Genomic DNA, 15,587 nt, shown 5'->3' with positions numbered 1-15,587 from the left:
CGATCTCCTTACGATATCAGTATAGTAAGAAAATCTGCGCCGAGCAAGGACCGGCTCGTCACCGCGCCAGTTCCTTCAGCCCCTGGCGGATCAGTGCGGCGCTGTCGGCGCCTTCGCCGGCGGTCTTGACCGCCGCGGCCACCGCGTTCGCCGCCTGATCGCGCGAATAGCCCAGATTGGCGAGCGCCGAGACCGCGTCGGCGACCGGGGCGGGCGCTGCGCCCTCTCCCAGTTCCTGCTTGAGGCCGATGGCGGGCGCCACATCGCCGGCGAAGGCGGGCGCCTTGTTCTTCAGTTCGCCGACGATGCGCTGGGCCACCTTCGGGCCGATGCCGGGGGCGCGGGCGACCATCGCCTTGTCCTGAAGCGCGATCGCGTTGGCGAGATCGGCGGCCGACAGGGTCGACAGGATGGCGAGCGCAACGCGCGCGCCCACGCCCTGCACGCTCTGCAGCAGGCGGAACCATTCGCGGTCGAGCGCCGAGGCGAAGCCGAACAGTCTGAGCTGATCCTCGCGCACATAGGTCTCGATGAACAGCGTTGCCGCCTCGCCCTCGTTCAGCGCCGAAAGGGTGCGGGCCGGGCAGAAGGCGACATAGCCGACCCCGTGCACGTCGATGATGACGTGATCGGCGCCGATCTCGTCGACGGTTCCCTTGAGCTTGCCGATCATGGATGGGTGTCCGGTGCGACGATGGAAAGGGCGGGGAAATACTCGCGAAAGCCGGAGGGATCGCGCGTCAGAACCGAATAGCCGCGCACGGCGGCATGGGCTCCGATGAAGAAGTCCGGCAGCGTGCCCTGGCGCGCACCGCCGCGTCGACGATAGAGCCGGAATGCGCGTCCGGCCAGATATGCGCTCTCCCAGGGCAGGTGCTCGCGATTGAGACCGTCCAGATCGAGTGCTGCTTCGGCGCTGTCGGCACTGTCGAAACGATAGCTGAATTCGGCGAAGATGACGGGATTGATCACGAGTCCTTCGACCACCCGCTGCGCCATCGCCATCTTCGACCATTCCATCCAATGCGGATCGCGATAGGCGACGTCGATCAGCACGTTCGTGTCGACAAGCGTCGCCATCAGGTGCGGTCGCGTGTTTCGCGCATGACATCCTCGGCACCAAGGTCGGGATCGCCGGTGCCCTCCAGCTTGTCCAGCTCCTTGAGAAACCGCTCCATGCGTTCGCGCATGTTGCGGCCTTCAGCACCGTCAACCGGTTCGATGATCACGCGACCGCCCTCCAGGCGAATCATGACATCGCTGTTCGGCCGTATCCCCGCCTGCTCGCGCACATGCTTGGGAATGGTGACCTGGCCTTTTTCCGAAACGCGCATTGTGGGTGATCCCGCTGGTCGACATTCTTTACTTATTCCAACGTGCAGAACAAGTCAAGAACACGGATCGTCCGACCCGCCCGGGCATGGTATCACGCGCCCGCCACCCGCCGGGCCAGCGCCACCGCGCCCCGGTGATGGCTGTGGCAGATGGCGATGGCCAGCGCATCGGCGGCGTCCTCGGTGTCAAACGCCGCCCTTGGAAGCAGCGTGCGCACCATCATGGCGATCTGGCCCTTGTCGCCATGGCCGACGCCGATCACCGCCTTCTTGACCGCGTTGGGCGCGTATTCGGCGACCGGCAGCCCGGCGCGGGCCGGCACCAGCATGGCGATGCCGCGCGCCTGGCCGAGCTTGAGCGTGGCGGCCGCGTCCTTGTTGACGAAGGTTGCCTCGACGGCGGCCTCGTCGGGCGCATGGCGGTCGAGCACCGTGCCCAGTTCGTCATGGATCTGGCAAAGGCGCGCCGCAAGATCGGCAGCGCCGTCCGAGCGCACCGTGCCGGCGGCAACGAAGCCGAGCCGGTTGCCGGCGGCCTCGACGATGCCCCAGCCGGTGCGCCTCAGTCCCGGATCGATGCCGATGATGCGAATCGCCGCGCCCATGTCGCCTCCTCGTGCGAGCATAGCGATATCGCCGCCGGTGTGAACGAAAAGAAAACGCCGACACGGGCTCCATCGACGACGCCGCCTTGCCGTTCCAGCGCCGCCGCGCCGGCGCCCCGATGCCCTTGTCCGGACCGTGATGCCATGCCAGTGCTGGCCCGCAACCCACCGGACTGCGCCCATGTCCATCCCCGCAATCGAATTCGGTCCGTCCTTCTGGACGGTCCTGGCCGCCATCGCCGTGGCCGGCATGGTGCGCGGCTTTTCCGGCTTCGGCACGGGCATGATCGTCGGCCCGGTCGCCGCCGCGGCCTATTCGCCGCAACTGGCCGTCGCCATCATATTGATCCTCGACACGCTGCCCATGCTGCCGCTGGTCGTCGCCGCATCGAAGAAGGTCCGGTTCGGCGAGATCGCGCCGGTGGTCGTCGGCTACGGCCTCGCCCTGCCGCCGGGCCTGTGGTTCCTGACCACGGGCGACCCGGTCACGCTGCGCTGGTTCATCTGCGCGGTGATCCTGCTCGCCGCGACGGTTCTTTGGAGCGGCTGGTGCTATCGCGGCCCGCGCACGGTGCCGGTGCGCCTGGCGGTGGGCGGCGCCTCGGGCTTTCTGGGCGGCGCCACGTCGGTTTCCGGCCCGCCGGTGATCCTCTACTGGATGGCGCTGCGCACCGGCGCCGGCTTCGTGCGGGCCAATCTGACGGTCTATTTCTTCGCCGCCCAGGTCTTCACCTATATCGGCCTTTATGTCAGCGGCGTGCTGACGGTGCGCGCGGTCGTGCTCGGGCTGGTCTTCTGTCCGGTCTATTTCGCCGGCCTTGTCCTCGGGGCCCGCCTGTTCGGCCATGCCAGCGAGGCGATTTATCGCAACATCGCGCTGTCGATCGTCAGCCTTGCCGCCGTCATCGCCCTGCCCGCATTCGACGGGCTGCGGAGCTAGGACCTGATGAGCGTCGGTACGCCAGGCCGCGCCGGTGTCCGAAATCGCCGGCCAGCAGCACAGGGGCGCGGGCAAGTGTTGGCCCGCATGCGGGCACGCCGGCGGGAAGTGCGCGTCGTCGCCGCCGACGCGGATTGCGCGCTCACGCCGACAGCCGTTCCATCACCTCGTCGGAAATGTCTTCGTTCGAATACACGTTCTGCACGTCGTCATCGTCATCGAGCGCATCGAACAGCTTGAACAGGGTCTGCGCCTTGTCCTCTTCGACCGGCGTCAGCGTCTGCGGTTTCCAGATCACCTTGACCGATTCCGCCTCGCCCAGCGTCGCCTCGAGCGCGCTCGACACCGCGCCCAGATCCTCGAACGCGCACGTGATGGTGTGCCCGTTCTCGTCGGACTCCACATCCTCCGCGCCCGCCTCGATCGCCGCCTCCATCACCGCGTCCGCATCGCCTGCCCCGGGCGCATAGACGATCTCGCCGACGCGGTCGAACATGAACGAGACCGAGCCGGTCTCGCCCAGCGAGCCGCCATTCTTCGAAAAGCACGCCCTGATGTTGGAGGCCGACCGATTGAGATTGTCGGTCAGCGCCTCGACGATCACGGCCACGCCGCCGGGCCCGTAGCCCTCATAGCGCATTTCCTGATAGTCCTCGCCGCCAGCGCCGGTACCCTTGTTGATCGCGCGCTGGATGTTGTCCTTGGGCATGGACTGGCCCTTGGCGTTCTGCACGGCCAGGCGCAGGCGCGGGTTCATGTCCGGATCGGCCACGCCGCCGCCCATCTTCACGGCCACCGTGATTTCCTTGGATAGCCGGGAGAACAGCTTCGAGCGGGCCGCATCCTGGCGCCCCTTGCGATGCATGATGTTCTTGAATTTCGAATGACCTGCCATCAAAGACCCGTTGATCTTGACCTTTTGGGAAATCCGCAGCGCTTTTATGGGAGAACGACGAGCGCGTCCAGCATTCGCGGACACGGAGCAGCCATGGAATATGTGATCGCCATCGCCGTCATTGCAGGCCTGGTCTGGTTGTTCCAGAAGGAAAACGCGCGGCGCGGCGTCAAGACCGTACGCGCCTATCTGTTCATGCGGGCGCTCGAGGAGGGCAAGACGATAGAACAGGCAAACCAGGCGGCGGCCGAGCCCGACGCAGAAAACCTTCCCGGGCGGGCCATCCACAACACGATGGCCCATTTGCAGGCGCATTATCGGGGCCGGCAGCGACTATTGCTCAAGGACGCCGAAAAACGGGGCTGGAGGGGCTGAGATGACAGGATTTTCCCAGGAAGGCGGGTGCCAGTGCGGTGCCATCCGCTACGTGCTCACCGAACGGCCGCAGGTGGTCTATTGCTGCCACTGCACCGAGTGCCAGAAGCAGTCGTCATCGGCGTTCGGCATTTCGGTGCGTGTCAGCCGCGCCGCGCTTTCGGTCACCGGCGAAACGGCGACATTCACCAAGTCCTCCGGCGACAAGCTGACCGTATGCGAATTCTGCCCCGCATGCGGCAGCCGTTTGTTTCACAACCGGCCCGCCTATGAGGACAAGCTCAACGTCAAGGGCGGAACCTTCGACGACACGGGCTGGCTGAAACCGGCCGGCCATATCTGGCTGCGGTCAAAACAGGCCTGGGTCTTCATCCCCGAAGACACCTTGCGCTATGACGGTCAGCCGGAGAACTATGAAGCCCTGATCGCCGCCTATGGCGCGCAGTGGGGATGATGGCCAGCGGGAACTGGCCCGGCGCCGGCGGTGATCTATCTGAGGAGAGGACCGACCACAGGCCAGCCCCCGGAGATCGCCGATGCGCCAACGCTTCCCTGTCCCGCTCCTCGTCGCGCTGTTCGCGGCGGCCCTTGCCCTTGTGCCGCCGGCGTTCGCCCAGGCCCCCGACGACGAAGCGCCCGTCAGCCAGTGCCTGGCCGTCGCACAGGGCCTGCCCAACGTCATCTATGCCTCGACCGATTCCGGCCCCCTTTCGGTCGATGGCGACGTCACCATAACCTTTGCCGGCCATTCGACCTATCGCATCGAAACGCCCGCCGGGGTGACCATCGCCACCGATTATTCGGGCGTTTACGGGCACACGCCGACGCCGCGCGTGATCACCATGAACCGGGCCCATTCGACCCACTACACGCTCAATCCCGATCCTGCGATCGAATATGTGTTTGCCGGCTGGGACGAAACGAGCCCCGACGGCGCCGACCACGACGCGGTCATCGACGATGTCTATATCCGCAACGTGACCACCGACATCCGCCGCTGGGGCTCGGGCGGCCTGAGCGCCAATCAGAACTCGATCTTCATCTTCGAGGTGGCGGGCCTTTGCATCGGCCATCTGGGGCATTTGCACCACGCCCTGACCGAGGATCACTACGCGATGATCGGCCGGCTCGACATCCTCATGGTGCCTGTCGATGGCGGGCTGACCCTGTCACATGAGGGCATGGCCGAGATCACCACGCGGCTGCGCTCGTCGATCGTGCTGCCCATGCATCTGCGCGGAAGGGTGATCGACCGATTCATCGATCTGATGGGGGCGGACTGGTCCGTCGATTTCCTCGATGGCGACGAGATCGTCGTCAATGTGCGCTCGCTGCCGCGCCGGCCCACCATCATGGTGCCGCACAGCCTCGCGTCGCGCGGCTGATCGCAGCGGCCGGCCGCAACACCCGCGCGCGACGGAACCAGCACGGCCGGCACGCATTTCTGAGGGCATACAGCCCCGCAATGGAGGTGGCCATGAGCCCGCGCCTGCCGATCGTCCTTGCGCTTGCGGTCGCAGCGAGCACCGTTCCCGGTGCCGACGCCCGGGACATCACGAGAGCCAGGAGCGACCGCATGGCCTGCGCCGACGTGCAGGCGCTCGTCGCGCGCGATGGGGCGGCAGTGTTGCGCTATCCGTCCGCGCGCATCGACGACTACCTGCTCTATGACCGCTATGTCGCCGACAGCGGCTTCTGCTTCGGCGCCAAGGTCGCCAAAGAGACGACCGTGCCCGCCGCCGATACGCCCCACTGTCCGGTCTATCGTTGCGTGGACTTCGAGCCGCCGTATCTGTTCGACCTGTTTCGTTGACCGGGCGGCCGCTACCACCAGTCCGGCATCGTCCTTTCGAGCCGACCGCCAAGGCGCAGCGGCGCCACCTTCTCGGCCAGCCCGGTCCTGTCGGAGACCTCGACGGCCAGCCCGCACAGCGTCGCCGGACCGCCGGCGGCCTCGAACCGGCCCTTGGGGATCTTGGTCAGGAAGCGGTTGATCGCCTCTTCCTTCTCCATGCCCAGCGAAGCACTGTAGTCCCCGCACATGCCCGCATCGGATAAATAGGCCGTACCGCCATCGAAGATCATGTGATCGGCGGTCGGCACATGGGTGTGCGTGCCGACCACGAGGCTCGCGCGACCGTCGACGAAATGGGCAAAGGACACCTTCTCCGACGTCGCTTCGGCGTGGAAGTCGAAGACGAGGCAGTCGACATCGCGGCCCAGTTGCACCTGTTCGAGCTGGCGCTCGGCACAGCCGAACGGATCGTCCAGATCGGGTGCCATGAACACCCGGCCCAGAATGTTGGAGACCATCACGCGCGCCCCGTTGCGCGCTTCGTAGACGCCCATTCCGCGCCCCGGCGTGCCCTGGGGGTAATTGGCCGGCCGCAGGAACCGTTCCTGCCGGCCGGCGAAGACGAGCGCCTCGCGCTGGTCCCAGACATGGTTGCCCGTGGTCACCACATCGGCGCCCGCGTCCAGGGTCTCCTCGAGGATCGGCTCGGTGATTCCGAAGCCGCCGGCCGCGTTCTCGCCATTGACGATGACGAAATCGATCCCGTGATCGGCGATCAGCCCTGGCAGCTTGTCGAAGACGACCTTCCGTCCGGTCCGGCCGACCATGTCCCCCAGAAAGAGCAGCCTCATCGAGCACTTCCGATCGTGTCTGCGGGTTCGTTTCGCTGCGGCGGCGTCGCCAGCGCCTGCAGCCCCTGTTCGGTGACGACCGCGTGCAGCGGCACGTCGTGCGCCTCGGCCGGTATCGCCGTCTCGCGCTGGCACGAAAAGGCAAGCCCGACAAGGCGCGGATCACGACCGGCCTGGCGCAGCCGGGCGATGGCCCGGTCGTAATGGCCCGCGCCATAGCCAAGCCGGTTGCCCGCCGCATCGAAGGCGGCCAGCGGCATCAGCAGCATGTCGGGATCGACGGTTTCGGCACCCGGCCCCGGCGCCATGGTGCCGAAACTGCCGCGCTCGAGACGATCGCCCGGCCGGTAGCGTCTGAAGGCGATGGTCTGCCGATCGATGACCGCGGGCAGCGCCAGTTCGGCGCCCATCGCGGTCAGCCGCTCCATCAAGGGGCGCGGATCGATCTCCGAGCGGATCGGCCAGAACGCGGCGACGATGCCGGCGCCATCGCCGACGATCGCCTTGGCCGATCGGGCGAGATCGGCGCTCACCCGGGCGCGCCATTGCGGATCGAGCGCATCGCGCCGGGCCAGGGCGCGGGTGCGGATCTCCGCCTTGACGGCGCCGATATCATCGCTGGTCATTGTCATCGGAATCGGCCGCGCTCATCGGCATGTGTGGGTCCGGACCGCCGTGGCCGCAAGGCAATCGCCAACCGCGACAATCGGTGGAGAGCGGCATCCCGGGAACCTACATGAGTAGGTGGGTGCCGGTTATCCGAGCCCACGGGCCCGGTCAGCGCCAGCTCCCTTGGGATGCGTAAGGCCCCGGGGAATTGTCTCCTGCCGCAAAGCGCAGTCGGCTCATTCGATATAGCTCCGGTGGGCATGCTTTGCCAGAGCGGGTCGACCGAATCTTTGCCGCAGATCGGCACCGCAGCGCTCAGGCGATCTTGCCGGTGATCGTCTCGATCTTCTCGGCGACCAGCCCGAGCCGTTCGGCCAGCACGTCGCCGGCCCGGTCGGCCTTGGCCAGCGCCGCCTCGCGCGCCGTGACCGCCTCGTCGCGCTCGGCTTCGAGCTCGCCGGCGCGCTTTTGCGCCTGGTCGAGTTCGTCGAGGATCATGATACCGGCCATCACCGTCACCCGCAGGTCGCCGATCTCGCCGAACGACGACTTGAGATGGGCGACATACCGGTCGAGCCGGGCGGCCAGTTCGCTCAGATGGTCTTCCTGGCCGGGGTCGCAAGCCATGCGATAGCTCTTGCCGTCAATGATTACGGAGACCTGGGGCATCGTTTCTCTCCTTTCGGCGGCCGCCGATCAGTGATCGAGCACCGCCCTGATGGTCTCCATCGCGGTGACCAGCCGGCGCGAGACCTCCTTGTTGACCTCTTCGAGCCGCTCGGCACGCGCCTCGGCCTTGTCGAGTTCCTCGGCCAGCCGCGCCCGATCCGAATTGAGTCTCTGCGCCTCCTCTTCGGCGTCGGCATATTCGCGTCGCAACTCGGCGGTGCGCTCGACCGCATCGTCGAGCGCCGCCAGCGCCTGATCGAGGCGGTCGAACAGTTCGGTAAGGGTTGGCGATCCGCTCATGACCGGTAAAGTCGCACTCTCGAAACTGTTTGTCAGCAACATTAAGGCGTTAGCGAGGCTGTATCACATCAAACTTAAACCTGCCTGCGCCAAGTGCAACAGCCAATCGCCGTTCATCGAAAATGCACGGTCCCGGCCGCGCCGGAAACCGGGCAGCGGCCGGCGTGCCCCGCAATCGCGCCGGGGCTGGGGCTTTGTTGACTCCGGATGCGCACCTGTTATGTGTCGCCGCAATTCCGGGCGGCCGGCCAGCCCGCGCGCCGCGCCACCACAGCCGCCTTCGGACCTCCATCAGCGGAACCACATCATGATCCCACGCGAGAAACACGACCGGATGGCCAACGCGATCCGTGCCCTGGCAATGGATGCGGTCCAGGCCGCCGGTTCGGGCCATCCGGGCCTGCCCATGGGCGCGGCCGACATCGCCACGGTGCTCTTCACGCGGTTCATGAAGTTCGATCCCAAGCATCCGCACTGGCCCGACCGCGACCGCTTCGTCCTGTCGGCGGGACATGGCTCGATGCTGCTCTACGGCCTTTTGTACCTTCTGGGTTACGAAGACGTCACGCTGGACGAGATCCGCAATTTCCGTCAGCTCGGCTCGCGGACCGCCGGCCATCCCGAATACGGCCACGCCGCCGGCATCGAGACCACCACCGGACCTCTCGGGCAGGGCCTGGCCAACGGCGTCGGCATGGCGATCGCCGAGCGCAAGCTGCGCGACGAGTTCGGTGCCGATCTCGTCAATCACAAGATCTATGTGCTGGCCGGGGACGGCTGCCTCATGGAGGGCATCAGCCAGGAGGCGATTTCCCTGGCAGGGCATCTGGGGCTCGACAATCTGGTGGTCATCTGGGACGACAACCGGATCACCATCGATGGCGACATCGCACTGGCCGATTCCACCGACCAGATCGCCCGGTTCGAGGCCTGCGGCTGGGCCACCGACCGGATCGACGGGCACGATCCCGATGCCATCGAGGCGGCGCTCACCCGCGCCGGGAGCGCCGGCCGGCCGGTCATGATCGCCGCACGCACCACCATCGGCTTCGGCGCCCCGACCAAGGCCGGCACGGCCAAGGCGCATGGCTCCCCGCTCGGTCCGGAAGAGATCGCCGGCGCCCGCATCGCGCTGGGCTGGCAGGCCGAACCCTTCGAGATCCCCTCGGAGATCCTCGATGACTGGCGCCTTGCCGGGCTTTCGTCGGGACAGGAGCGTGTCGCCTGGCAGAAACGGCTCGATGCCGTCGGCAACGGGATCAAGAGCGAGTTCGAACGGCGCATGCGTGGCGATCTGCCCTCGACCTTCTTCAACGCGGTCGGTGACTACAAGGCCGCCCTTGCCAGGCAGGCGCCGACCGCCGCCACCCGCAAGTCCTCGCAGATGGCGCTCGAAGTGATCAACGCCGCCATTCCCGAGACGCTGGGCGGATCGGCCGATCTGAGCGGCTCGAACAACACCAAGACCGAACAGACCGCTGCGATCACACCCGGCGACTTCTCCGGCCGTTACATTCATTACGGCATTCGCGAGCACGCCATGGCGGCCGCGATGAACGGCATCGCCCTGCATGGCGGCCTCATGCCCTATGGCGGGACCTTCCTGGTCTTTTCCGACTATGCGCGCCCGGCCATGCGCCTGGCGTCCCTGATGGGCATCCGCTCGATATTCGTCATGACGCACGACTCGATCGGCCTGGGCGAGGACGGCCCGACGCATCAGCCGGTCGAGCACCTGGCCGCCTTGCGCGCCATCCCCAATCACCTGGTCTTCCGGCCCGCCGACGCGATGGAAGTCGTCGAGTGCTGGGAACTTGCCCTGGGCGAAGCGGCCATGCCGTCCACCCTCGCCCTGACCCGCCAGGACCTGCCGGCCCTGCGCACGGAGACCGCGAGCGAAAACCGCTGCGCGCTGGGCGCCTATGAACTGGCCACCGCCGGCGAGGAATCGGCGATTTCGCTGTTTGCGACCGGCTCGGAAGTGCACATCGCCATGCAGGCGCGCGAGCGGCTGATCGCGCAGGGCCATCGCGCGCGCGTCGTCTCGGTGCCGTGCTTCGAACTGTTCGAGCGCCAGTCGCCCGAATATCGGCGCGCCATCATCGGCACGGACGGCGTCCGCATCGCCGTCGAGGCCGGCGTGCGGCAGGGCTGGGAGCGTTTCATCGGCGAGGACGGCATCTTCATCGGGATGAGCGGTTTCGGTGCATCGGGCCCGTACAAGGCGCTATACGAGCATTTCGGCATCACCGCCGACGCCATCGTCGAGGCCGCCCTCGCGCGTCTTGCGCGGCGAACCGATGCCGCGTGATCGTTGCCCATCGGGCTTGTTGAGCATTTGGAGAACACCATGACAGTCAAGGTAGCCATCAACGGCTTTGGCCGCATCGGCCGCAACGTCTTGCGCGCCATCATCGAATCGGAGCGCACCGACATCGAGGTCGTGGCCATCAACGATCTGGGCCCGGTCGAGACCAACGCCCATCTGCTGCGCTATGACAGCGTGCACGGCAGGTTTCCCGGCGCGGTCAGGGTCGATGGCGACACGATCGATGCAGGCCGCGGCCCGATCCGGGTGACCGCCGAGCGCGATCCGGCCAGCCTGCCCTGGTCCGATGTCGACATCGCGCTCGAATGCACGGGCATCTTCACCGATCGCGACAAGGCCGCCCTGCATCTCAAGAACGGTTCCAAGCGCGTGCTCATTTCCGCGCCCGGCAAGGGCGCCGACAAGACGGTCGTCTACGGCGTCAACCATGACGCGCTGACCGCGGACGACCTTGTCGTCTCCTGCGCGTCGTGCACCACCAACTGCCTGGCGCCGCTCGCCTATGTGCTGCACAGCGAGTTCGGCATCGAAAAGGGCTACATGACGACCATCCACGCCTATACCGGCGACCAGCCCACGCTCGACACCCTGCACAAGGATCTCTATCGCGCCCGCGCGGCGGCCATGTCGATGATCCCCACCACGACCGGCGCCGCCCGCGCGGTCGGCCTGGTGCTGCCCGAACTCGACGGCAAGCTCGACGGCTCCGCCGTGCGTGTGCCCACCGCCAACGTCTCGCTGGTCGACCTGAAGTTCGTGCCCTCGCGCGATGTCACGGCCGAGGAGGTGAACGCCGCCGTCAAGGCCTGGTCCGAGGACAGGCTCAAGGGCATTCTCGATTACGATACCGAGCCGAAGGTCTCCATCGACTACAATCACGACGCCCATTCGTCCAACTTCGCCGCGCCCCAGACCAAGGTGCTCGAGGGCAATCTGGTTCGCGTGATGAGCTGGTACGACAACGAATGGGGCTTTTCGAACCGCATGTCCGACGTCGCGGTGGCAATGGGCAGGCTGATCTAGCCCCGCTTGCGAGCATTTTCGGCGCCCTGGCCGGCGATTTCGGCCCAACCCGAAGGGCCGCGTGGAGATATTCGACAAACCCTGATATGCTGGGCCGGTCATGGAGACCGGCCTCGTCATCTTCCTTCTGATCGGCGCGGGGATCGTCGTCCTCGCGCTCGTCGTCGGCCGGTTCTTCCGCCGAACGGTCGAAAGCCAGATGCCCGGCGCCGACCAGGGCGACAGCCGCGCATGGTGGTATGCGACCGGCCGCCGCAATGGCGATGACGGTGCCGATAGTCATTGAAATCGCGGTGTGATCTTCCTAGGAAACCGGGTGTGACTTGCGGCCACCGGGAAGACCGACCATGCCCATCAGGACCCTCGACGATCTGACCGACATTTCCGGCAAGCGCGTCATGGTACGCGTCGACCTCAACGTGCCCATGGCCGACGGTCAAGTCAGCGATGCAACGCGCCTGGAACGCGCCGCCCCGACGATCACCGAACTGTCCAGGCGCGGCGCGAAGGTGATTTTGCTGTCCCATTTCGGCCGGCCCAAGGGCAAGGTCGTGCCCGACATGTCGCTGCGCCCTGTCGCCCAGGCGCTCGAGGAGGTGCTGGACCTGCGCGTGGATTTCGCGGCCGACTGTATCGGAAGCGCCTGCGCCGCCCGCCTGTCCGAGATGGCCCCGGGCGATATCGTGCTGTTCGAGAACACGCGCTTTCACCCCGGCGAGGAGGCCAATGATGCCGATTTCGCCCGGGCATTGGCCGAAAACGGCGACATCTACGTCAACGACGCCTTTTCGGCTGCCCACCGCGCCCATGCCTCCACCGAGGCCATCGCCCGCCACCTGCCGGCCTATGCCGGCCGCGCCATGCAGGCCGAACTCGAGGCGCTTCAAAAGGGCCTGGGCGACCCGGCGCGGCCGCTCGTCGCCATTGTCGGCGGCGCCAAGGTGTCGACCAAGATCGACCTTCTGGAAAACCTGATCGCAAAGGTCGACGCGCTGGTGATCGGCGGCGGTATGGCCAACACGTTCCTGGCCGCCCGCGGCGTCGATGTCGGCCGGTCGCTGTGCGAACACGATCTGGCCGAGACCGCCCGCACCATCATCGCCAGGGCGGCCGAGCGCGGTTGCGCGATCGTGCTGCCCATCGACGTGGTGGTCGCCGCCGCCCTCGAGGAGGGCGCTGCCACGCGCACCGTCGATGTCGATGCCGTCCCCGCCGACCGGATGATCCTCGATATCGGTCCGGCCTCGGTCGCCAAGGTCAATGGCTGGATCGGCCAGGCCGCCACGCTCGTCTGGAACGGTCCGCTCGGCGCCTTCGAGGTGCCGCCCTTCGATGCGGCGACCATGGCGGCGGCGCGCCATGCCGCCAACCTGACGGCCAAGGGCGACCTGGTCTCCATCGCCGGCGGCGGCGACACGGTCGCCGCGCTCAACAAGGCGGGCGTGACCGGCAAGTTCACCTATGTATCGGCGGCCGGAGGGGCGTTCCTTGAATGGATGGAAGGGCGCCGGCTGCCGGGCGTGGCCGCACTTCAGGCCTGACTGGCCCCGCCTCGGTCGCCCACGCGACCGGTCCGTCGTTTCAATCGATTGAGGTGAGCCGGCCCGTATTTTCCGGTGTCCGGCCTTCTGCTATGGCCATGCCAACGACACATGGAGAAGCGACATGAGCGAACGTCTCGAGGACATTGCGGCGAAGATGGTCGCCCCGGGCAAGGGCATTCTGGCCGCCGACGAATCGACCGGCACGATCAAGAAGCGCTTCGATACGATCGGCCTGCAATCGACCGAGGACACGCGCCGCGACTATCGCGAGATGCTGTTCCGGTCCGAAGAGGCGATACGCGATTGCATTTCCGGCGTCATCTTGTTCGAGGAGACGCTCTATCAGCGCGCCGCCGACGGCACGCATCTGGTGGATCTGATCACCGCCGCCGGCGCGGTCCCCGGCATCAAGGTCGACAAGGGCGCCAAGGTACTGGCCGCCTATCCCGGGGAGACGGTCACCGAGGGCCTTGACGGGCTGCGCGAGCGGCTCGACACCTATTACGACGCGGGCGCCCGCTTTGCCAAATGGCGCGGCGTGATCGCCATTTCCGACAGCCTGCCCACCGATTACGCGATCAGGGCCAATGCCCACGCGCTGGCCCGCTATGCGGTGTTGTGTCAGGAGCAGGGCCTTGTGCCGATCGTCGAGCCCGAAGTGCTGATGGACGGCGAGCCGGGCACCCATTCCATCGATCGCTGCGCCCAGGTGACCGACGCCGTGCTGACGGCCGTGTTCGAGGCGCTGCACGAGGCGCGTGTCATGCTCGAAGGCATGATCCTCAAGCCGAACATGGTGATCGACGGCAAGAACGCGCGCAAGGCCTCGGTCAACGAGGTCGCCGACCGGACGCTCAAGGTGCTCAGGGAAACCGTGCCGAGCGCCGTGCCCGGCATCACCTTCCTGTCGGGCGGCCAGAGCGACGAGGAGGCCACGGCGCATCTGTCGGCGATGAACGCGCGTGGCGGCGAGATCCCCTGGCCGCTGACCTTCTCCTATGGCCGCGCCCTGCAGGCCGCCGCGCTCAAGGCCTGGGGCGGCAAGGCCGCAAACGTGCCCGCCGCGCAGGCGGCCTTCACCCATCGGGCGAAGATGAACGCCCTCGCGGCCCGCGGCGAATGGTCGCCCGAACGCGAACAGGCGGCCTGATCGCCGGCAGGACCCTTGCCGGCACAGGCACGGGCAGGGAAGCGGGGCGCCCTGTCCGGCGTTCAAATGGAAAACGGCCGCGCAGCGATCTGCACGGCCATTGGCCTCGTCAAGGCCCGGATCGCGGACGAAAACGGCATGCCGCGCCGCCACCCGGGATTCGTGCCGACCGGGCCCGTTTTGCACCGCCACCGGAATGCATGATAGTCATCCCGGCAATCGTCTTGCTTGATCGAGGTGCCCATGCTCGACTGGACCGGACTGGCCGCGATCTTCGCCGCCTTCTTCGTCGTGACCGTTTCGCCCGGCCCCGCCAGGCTCGCCGTGAGCACCGTGTCGGCGGCCAGGGGCCGTCGAAACGGCATGATGTTCGGGTGCGGTCTTGGACTGGGACTGGCGCTCTGGGGCATCGTCGCGGCGACCGGTCTGGGCGCGGTGCTGCAGACCACGACCCACCTGCTTGCCGCGCTCAAGGTCGCGGGCGGTCTTTATCTTCTCTGGCTTGCCCATGGTTCGGCCCGCTCGGCGATGCGCAAGGATGATGCATCGAGCCACAGCGATGGCGATCCGTCCGTGAACGAGAGGAGCTGGTTCATGCGCGGGCTGCTGCTGAACCTTTCAAATCCCAAGGCAGTGGTGGCGTGGATGGCCGCACTCTCGGTCGGCCTGGGAGCCGAGAGCGGTTGGGGCGGCGTCGCCATCGCCACGGGCGGCTGCATCATGATCGGCTTTGCGATCTATGCAGCCTTTGCCGCCGCGTTCTCGATCTCCGCCGTCATGCGGTGCTACGCCCGCGCGCGCCGCTGGATCGACGGCATCGTGGCGGCCCTGTTCGCCCTTGCCGGACTGGCGCTGATCCGCTCGGCCGTTTCAAGGGCATGAGCCGCCCGGTGAGCCGGTCGCCGCAACGGGCAAGCCCGGCATCTGACCGCTAGATGCCCAGGCCCTGATAGCGCTTCTGGAACTTGGAGACGCGGCCGCCGCGATCGACCAGGCCCTGCTGTCCGCCGGTCCAGGCCGGGTGTGTGTTGGGGTCGATGTCGAGGTTGAGCGTATCGCCCTCCGCGCCCCAGGTCGAGCGCGTCATGTATTCGGTGCCGTCGGTCATGACGACCTTGATCATGTGGTAGTCGGGGTGAATGTCGGCCTTCATGGTGCTGTTCCGTCG

At 66.8% G+C, this 15,587-nt stretch carries 21 protein-coding genes and 1 other RNA gene; 11 read left to right on the top strand and 11 right to left on the bottom strand.

Annotated features, from left to right (window positions below; genetic code table 11):
* Positions 1–58: 58 nt before the first annotated feature.
* The 4 genes from ruvA to ruvC all read right to left on the bottom strand — a co-directional run bounded on the left by ruvA (position 59) and on the right by ruvC (position 1,939).
* Complete coding sequence (gene ruvA, locus RBB34_RS08560; RefSeq protein ID WP_306118786.1) at positions 59–673, bottom strand: Holliday junction branch migration protein RuvA; 615 nt, start codon at positions 671–673, stop codon at positions 59–61.
* On the bottom strand, positions 670–1,080 hold the full coding sequence (locus tag RBB34_RS08555; protein ID WP_306118785.1) for a type II toxin-antitoxin system VapC family toxin: 411 nt from the start codon (positions 1,078–1,080) through the stop codon (positions 670–672). Before RBB34_RS08555 ends, ruvA begins: the two co-directional genes overlap by 4 nt.
* Positions 1,080–1,334 (bottom strand): AbrB/MazE/SpoVT family DNA-binding domain-containing protein, encoded by a 255-nt coding sequence (locus tag RBB34_RS08550; protein ID WP_306118784.1) that lies wholly within the window; start codon positions 1,332–1,334, stop codon positions 1,080–1,082. The genes RBB34_RS08555 and RBB34_RS08550 overlap by 1 nt, the downstream gene beginning before the upstream one ends.
* A gap of 92 nt (positions 1,335–1,426) precedes the next feature.
* The gene (gene ruvC / locus RBB34_RS08545) at positions 1,427–1,939 is read right to left on the bottom strand and encodes a crossover junction endodeoxyribonuclease RuvC (protein ID WP_306118783.1); all 513 of its coding nucleotides are present in this window, start codon (positions 1,937–1,939) and stop codon (positions 1,427–1,429) included.
* 181 nt (positions 1,940–2,120) lie between these two features.
* Here ruvC and RBB34_RS08540 point away from each other — a divergent pair, with 181 nt between their 5' ends.
* A complete protein-coding gene (locus tag RBB34_RS08540) occupies positions 2,121–2,879 on the top strand; it encodes a sulfite exporter TauE/SafE family protein (protein WP_306118782.1) in 759 nt (252 codons plus the stop codon).
* A gap of 142 nt (positions 2,880–3,021) precedes the next feature.
* Here the strand turns inward: RBB34_RS08540 and RBB34_RS08535 are convergent, their stop codons facing one another.
* On the bottom strand, positions 3,022–3,774 hold the full coding sequence (locus RBB34_RS08535) for a YebC/PmpR family DNA-binding transcriptional regulator (protein WP_306118781.1): 753 nt from the start codon (positions 3,772–3,774) through the stop codon (positions 3,022–3,024).
* Between RBB34_RS08535 and RBB34_RS08530 the strand changes: the two genes are divergently transcribed.
* From RBB34_RS08530 to RBB34_RS08515, 4 genes are all read left to right on the top strand, one after another.
* Complete coding sequence (locus tag RBB34_RS08530; protein WP_306118882.1) at positions 3,739–4,149, top strand: hypothetical protein; 411 nt, start codon at positions 3,739–3,741, stop codon at positions 4,147–4,149. The genes RBB34_RS08535 and RBB34_RS08530 overlap by 36 nt on opposite strands.
* Before the next feature lies 1 nt (position 4,150).
* Positions 4,151–4,603, top strand: coding sequence for a GFA family protein (locus tag RBB34_RS08525; RefSeq protein WP_306118780.1), 453 nt, complete (start codon positions 4,151–4,153; stop codon positions 4,601–4,603).
* 82 nt (positions 4,604–4,685) lie between these two features.
* Positions 4,686–5,534, top strand: coding sequence for an MBL fold metallo-hydrolase (locus tag RBB34_RS08520; RefSeq protein ID WP_306118779.1), 849 nt, complete (start codon positions 4,686–4,688; stop codon positions 5,532–5,534).
* A 92-nt stretch (positions 5,535–5,626) separates the two neighbouring features.
* Positions 5,627–5,962, top strand: a complete 336-nt coding sequence (locus RBB34_RS08515; RefSeq protein ID WP_306118778.1) for a hypothetical protein — start codon at positions 5,627–5,629, stop codon at positions 5,960–5,962.
* An 11-nt stretch (positions 5,963–5,973) separates the two neighbouring features.
* Here RBB34_RS08515 and RBB34_RS08510 read toward each other — a convergent pair whose 3' ends face one another.
* From RBB34_RS08510 to RBB34_RS08490, 5 genes are all read right to left on the bottom strand, one after another.
* Positions 5,974–6,795 (bottom strand): TIGR00282 family metallophosphoesterase, encoded by an 822-nt coding sequence (locus RBB34_RS08510; RefSeq protein ID WP_306118777.1) that lies wholly within the window; start codon positions 6,793–6,795, stop codon positions 5,974–5,976.
* Positions 6,792–7,421: a 5-formyltetrahydrofolate cyclo-ligase gene (locus tag RBB34_RS08505; protein WP_346432533.1), complete on the bottom strand. Its 630-nt coding sequence runs from the start codon at positions 7,419–7,421 to the stop codon at positions 6,792–6,794. The genes RBB34_RS08510 and RBB34_RS08505 overlap by 4 nt, the downstream gene beginning before the upstream one ends.
* A 64-nt stretch (positions 7,422–7,485) precedes the next feature.
* Positions 7,486–7,641: non-coding RNA, 6S RNA (gene ssrS, locus RBB34_RS08500), on the bottom strand.
* A gap of 78 nt (positions 7,642–7,719) precedes the next feature.
* Positions 7,720–8,073, bottom strand: coding sequence for a cell division protein ZapA (locus RBB34_RS08495; RefSeq protein WP_306118775.1), 354 nt, complete (start codon positions 8,071–8,073; stop codon positions 7,720–7,722).
* A 27-nt stretch (positions 8,074–8,100) separates the two neighbouring features.
* Positions 8,101–8,373: a DUF4164 domain-containing protein gene (locus tag RBB34_RS08490; protein WP_306118774.1), complete on the bottom strand. Its 273-nt coding sequence runs from the start codon at positions 8,371–8,373 to the stop codon at positions 8,101–8,103.
* Positions 8,374–8,680: 307 nt separating this feature from the next.
* Here RBB34_RS08490 and tkt point away from each other — a divergent pair, with 307 nt between their 5' ends.
* The 6 genes from tkt (at position 8,681) to RBB34_RS08460 (ending at position 15,301) form a co-directional block, all read left to right on the top strand.
* Positions 8,681–10,684 (top strand): transketolase, encoded by a 2,004-nt coding sequence (gene tkt, locus RBB34_RS08485; RefSeq protein ID WP_306118773.1) that lies wholly within the window; start codon positions 8,681–8,683, stop codon positions 10,682–10,684.
* Positions 10,685–10,723: 39 nt separating this feature from the next.
* Positions 10,724–11,725 (top strand): type I glyceraldehyde-3-phosphate dehydrogenase, encoded by a 1,002-nt coding sequence (gene gap, locus RBB34_RS08480; RefSeq protein WP_306118772.1) that lies wholly within the window; start codon positions 10,724–10,726, stop codon positions 11,723–11,725.
* A 100-nt stretch (positions 11,726–11,825) separates the two neighbouring features.
* Entirely contained in the window at positions 11,826–12,011 is a 186-nt protein-coding gene (locus RBB34_RS08475) for a hypothetical protein (RefSeq protein ID WP_306118771.1), read from the top strand.
* Between the two features lie 61 nt (positions 12,012–12,072).
* Positions 12,073–13,266 (top strand): phosphoglycerate kinase, encoded by a 1,194-nt coding sequence (locus RBB34_RS08470; protein ID WP_306118770.1) that lies wholly within the window; start codon positions 12,073–12,075, stop codon positions 13,264–13,266.
* Positions 13,267–13,390: 124 nt separating this feature from the next.
* Positions 13,391–14,419, top strand: coding sequence for a class I fructose-bisphosphate aldolase (locus RBB34_RS08465; RefSeq protein WP_306118769.1), 1,029 nt, complete (start codon positions 13,391–13,393; stop codon positions 14,417–14,419).
* 243 nt (positions 14,420–14,662) lie between these two features.
* Positions 14,663–15,301 carry a LysE family translocator gene (locus RBB34_RS08460; protein WP_306118768.1) on the top strand — a complete coding sequence of 213 codons (639 nt, stop codon included), beginning with the start codon at positions 14,663–14,665 and terminating at the stop codon, positions 15,299–15,301.
* A gap of 49 nt (positions 15,302–15,350) precedes the next feature.
* On the opposite strand, the gene rpmE is transcribed toward RBB34_RS08460, so the two are convergent.
* Entirely contained in the window at positions 15,351–15,572 is a 222-nt protein-coding gene (gene rpmE, locus RBB34_RS08455) for a 50S ribosomal protein L31 (protein ID WP_306118767.1), read from the bottom strand.
* Between the last annotated feature and the right edge of the window lie 15 nt (positions 15,573–15,587).

Source organism: Roseitalea sp. MMSF_3546, assembly GCF_030732865.1.
Taxonomy (GTDB): Bacteria; Pseudomonadota; Alphaproteobacteria; order Rhizobiales; family Rhizobiaceae; genus Roseitalea.
Note: the sequence above shows the minus strand (reverse complement) of the source record. Positions and strands in the feature narration are given on the sequence as shown.

Bases quoted from the DNA above. Each gene is read 5' to 3' on its own strand.
- ruvA (WP_306118786.1), bottom strand. From the start codon at position 673: ATGATCGGCAAGCTCAAGGGAACCGTCGACGAGATCGGCGCCGATCAC.
- RBB34_RS08555 (WP_306118785.1), bottom strand. From the start codon at position 1,080: ATGGCGACGCTTGTCGACACGAACGTGCTGATCGACGTCGCCTATCGC.
- RBB34_RS08550 (WP_306118784.1), bottom strand. From the start codon at position 1,334: ATGCGCGTTTCGGAAAAAGGCCAGGTCACCATTCCCAAGCATGTGCGC.
- ruvC (WP_306118783.1), bottom strand. From the start codon at position 1,939: ATGGGCGCGGCGATTCGCATCATCGGCATCGATCCGGGACTGAGGCGC.
- RBB34_RS08540 (WP_306118782.1), top strand. From the start codon at position 2,121: ATGTCCATCCCCGCAATCGAATTCGGTCCGTCCTTCTGGACGGTCCTG.
- RBB34_RS08530 (WP_306118882.1), top strand. From the start codon at position 3,739: ATGCATGATGTTCTTGAATTTCGAATGACCTGCCATCAAAGACCCGTT.
- RBB34_RS08535 (WP_306118781.1), bottom strand. From the start codon at position 3,774: ATGGCAGGTCATTCGAAATTCAAGAACATCATGCATCGCAAGGGGCGC.
- RBB34_RS08525 (WP_306118780.1), top strand. From the start codon at position 4,151: ATGACAGGATTTTCCCAGGAAGGCGGGTGCCAGTGCGGTGCCATCCGC.
- RBB34_RS08520 (WP_306118779.1), top strand. From the start codon at position 4,686: ATGCGCCAACGCTTCCCTGTCCCGCTCCTCGTCGCGCTGTTCGCGGCG.
- RBB34_RS08515 (WP_306118778.1), top strand. From the start codon at position 5,627: ATGAGCCCGCGCCTGCCGATCGTCCTTGCGCTTGCGGTCGCAGCGAGC.
- RBB34_RS08510 (WP_306118777.1), bottom strand. From the start codon at position 6,795: ATGAGGCTGCTCTTTCTGGGGGACATGGTCGGCCGGACCGGACGGAAG.
- RBB34_RS08505 (WP_346432533.1), bottom strand. From the start codon at position 7,421: ATGACCAGCGATGATATCGGCGCCGTCAAGGCGGAGATCCGCACCCGC.
- RBB34_RS08495 (WP_306118775.1), bottom strand. From the start codon at position 8,073: ATGCCCCAGGTCTCCGTAATCATTGACGGCAAGAGCTATCGCATGGCT.
- RBB34_RS08490 (WP_306118774.1), bottom strand. From the start codon at position 8,373: ATGAGCGGATCGCCAACCCTTACCGAACTGTTCGACCGCCTCGATCAG.
- tkt (WP_306118773.1), top strand. From the start codon at position 8,681: ATGATCCCACGCGAGAAACACGACCGGATGGCCAACGCGATCCGTGCC.
- gap (WP_306118772.1), top strand. From the start codon at position 10,724: ATGACAGTCAAGGTAGCCATCAACGGCTTTGGCCGCATCGGCCGCAAC.
- RBB34_RS08475 (WP_306118771.1), top strand. From the start codon at position 11,826: ATGGAGACCGGCCTCGTCATCTTCCTTCTGATCGGCGCGGGGATCGTC.
- RBB34_RS08470 (WP_306118770.1), top strand. From the start codon at position 12,073: ATGCCCATCAGGACCCTCGACGATCTGACCGACATTTCCGGCAAGCGC.
- RBB34_RS08465 (WP_306118769.1), top strand. From the start codon at position 13,391: ATGAGCGAACGTCTCGAGGACATTGCGGCGAAGATGGTCGCCCCGGGC.
- RBB34_RS08460 (WP_306118768.1), top strand. From the start codon at position 14,663: ATGCTCGACTGGACCGGACTGGCCGCGATCTTCGCCGCCTTCTTCGTC.
- rpmE (WP_306118767.1), bottom strand. From the start codon at position 15,572: ATGAAGGCCGACATTCACCCCGACTACCACATGATCAAGGTCGTCATG.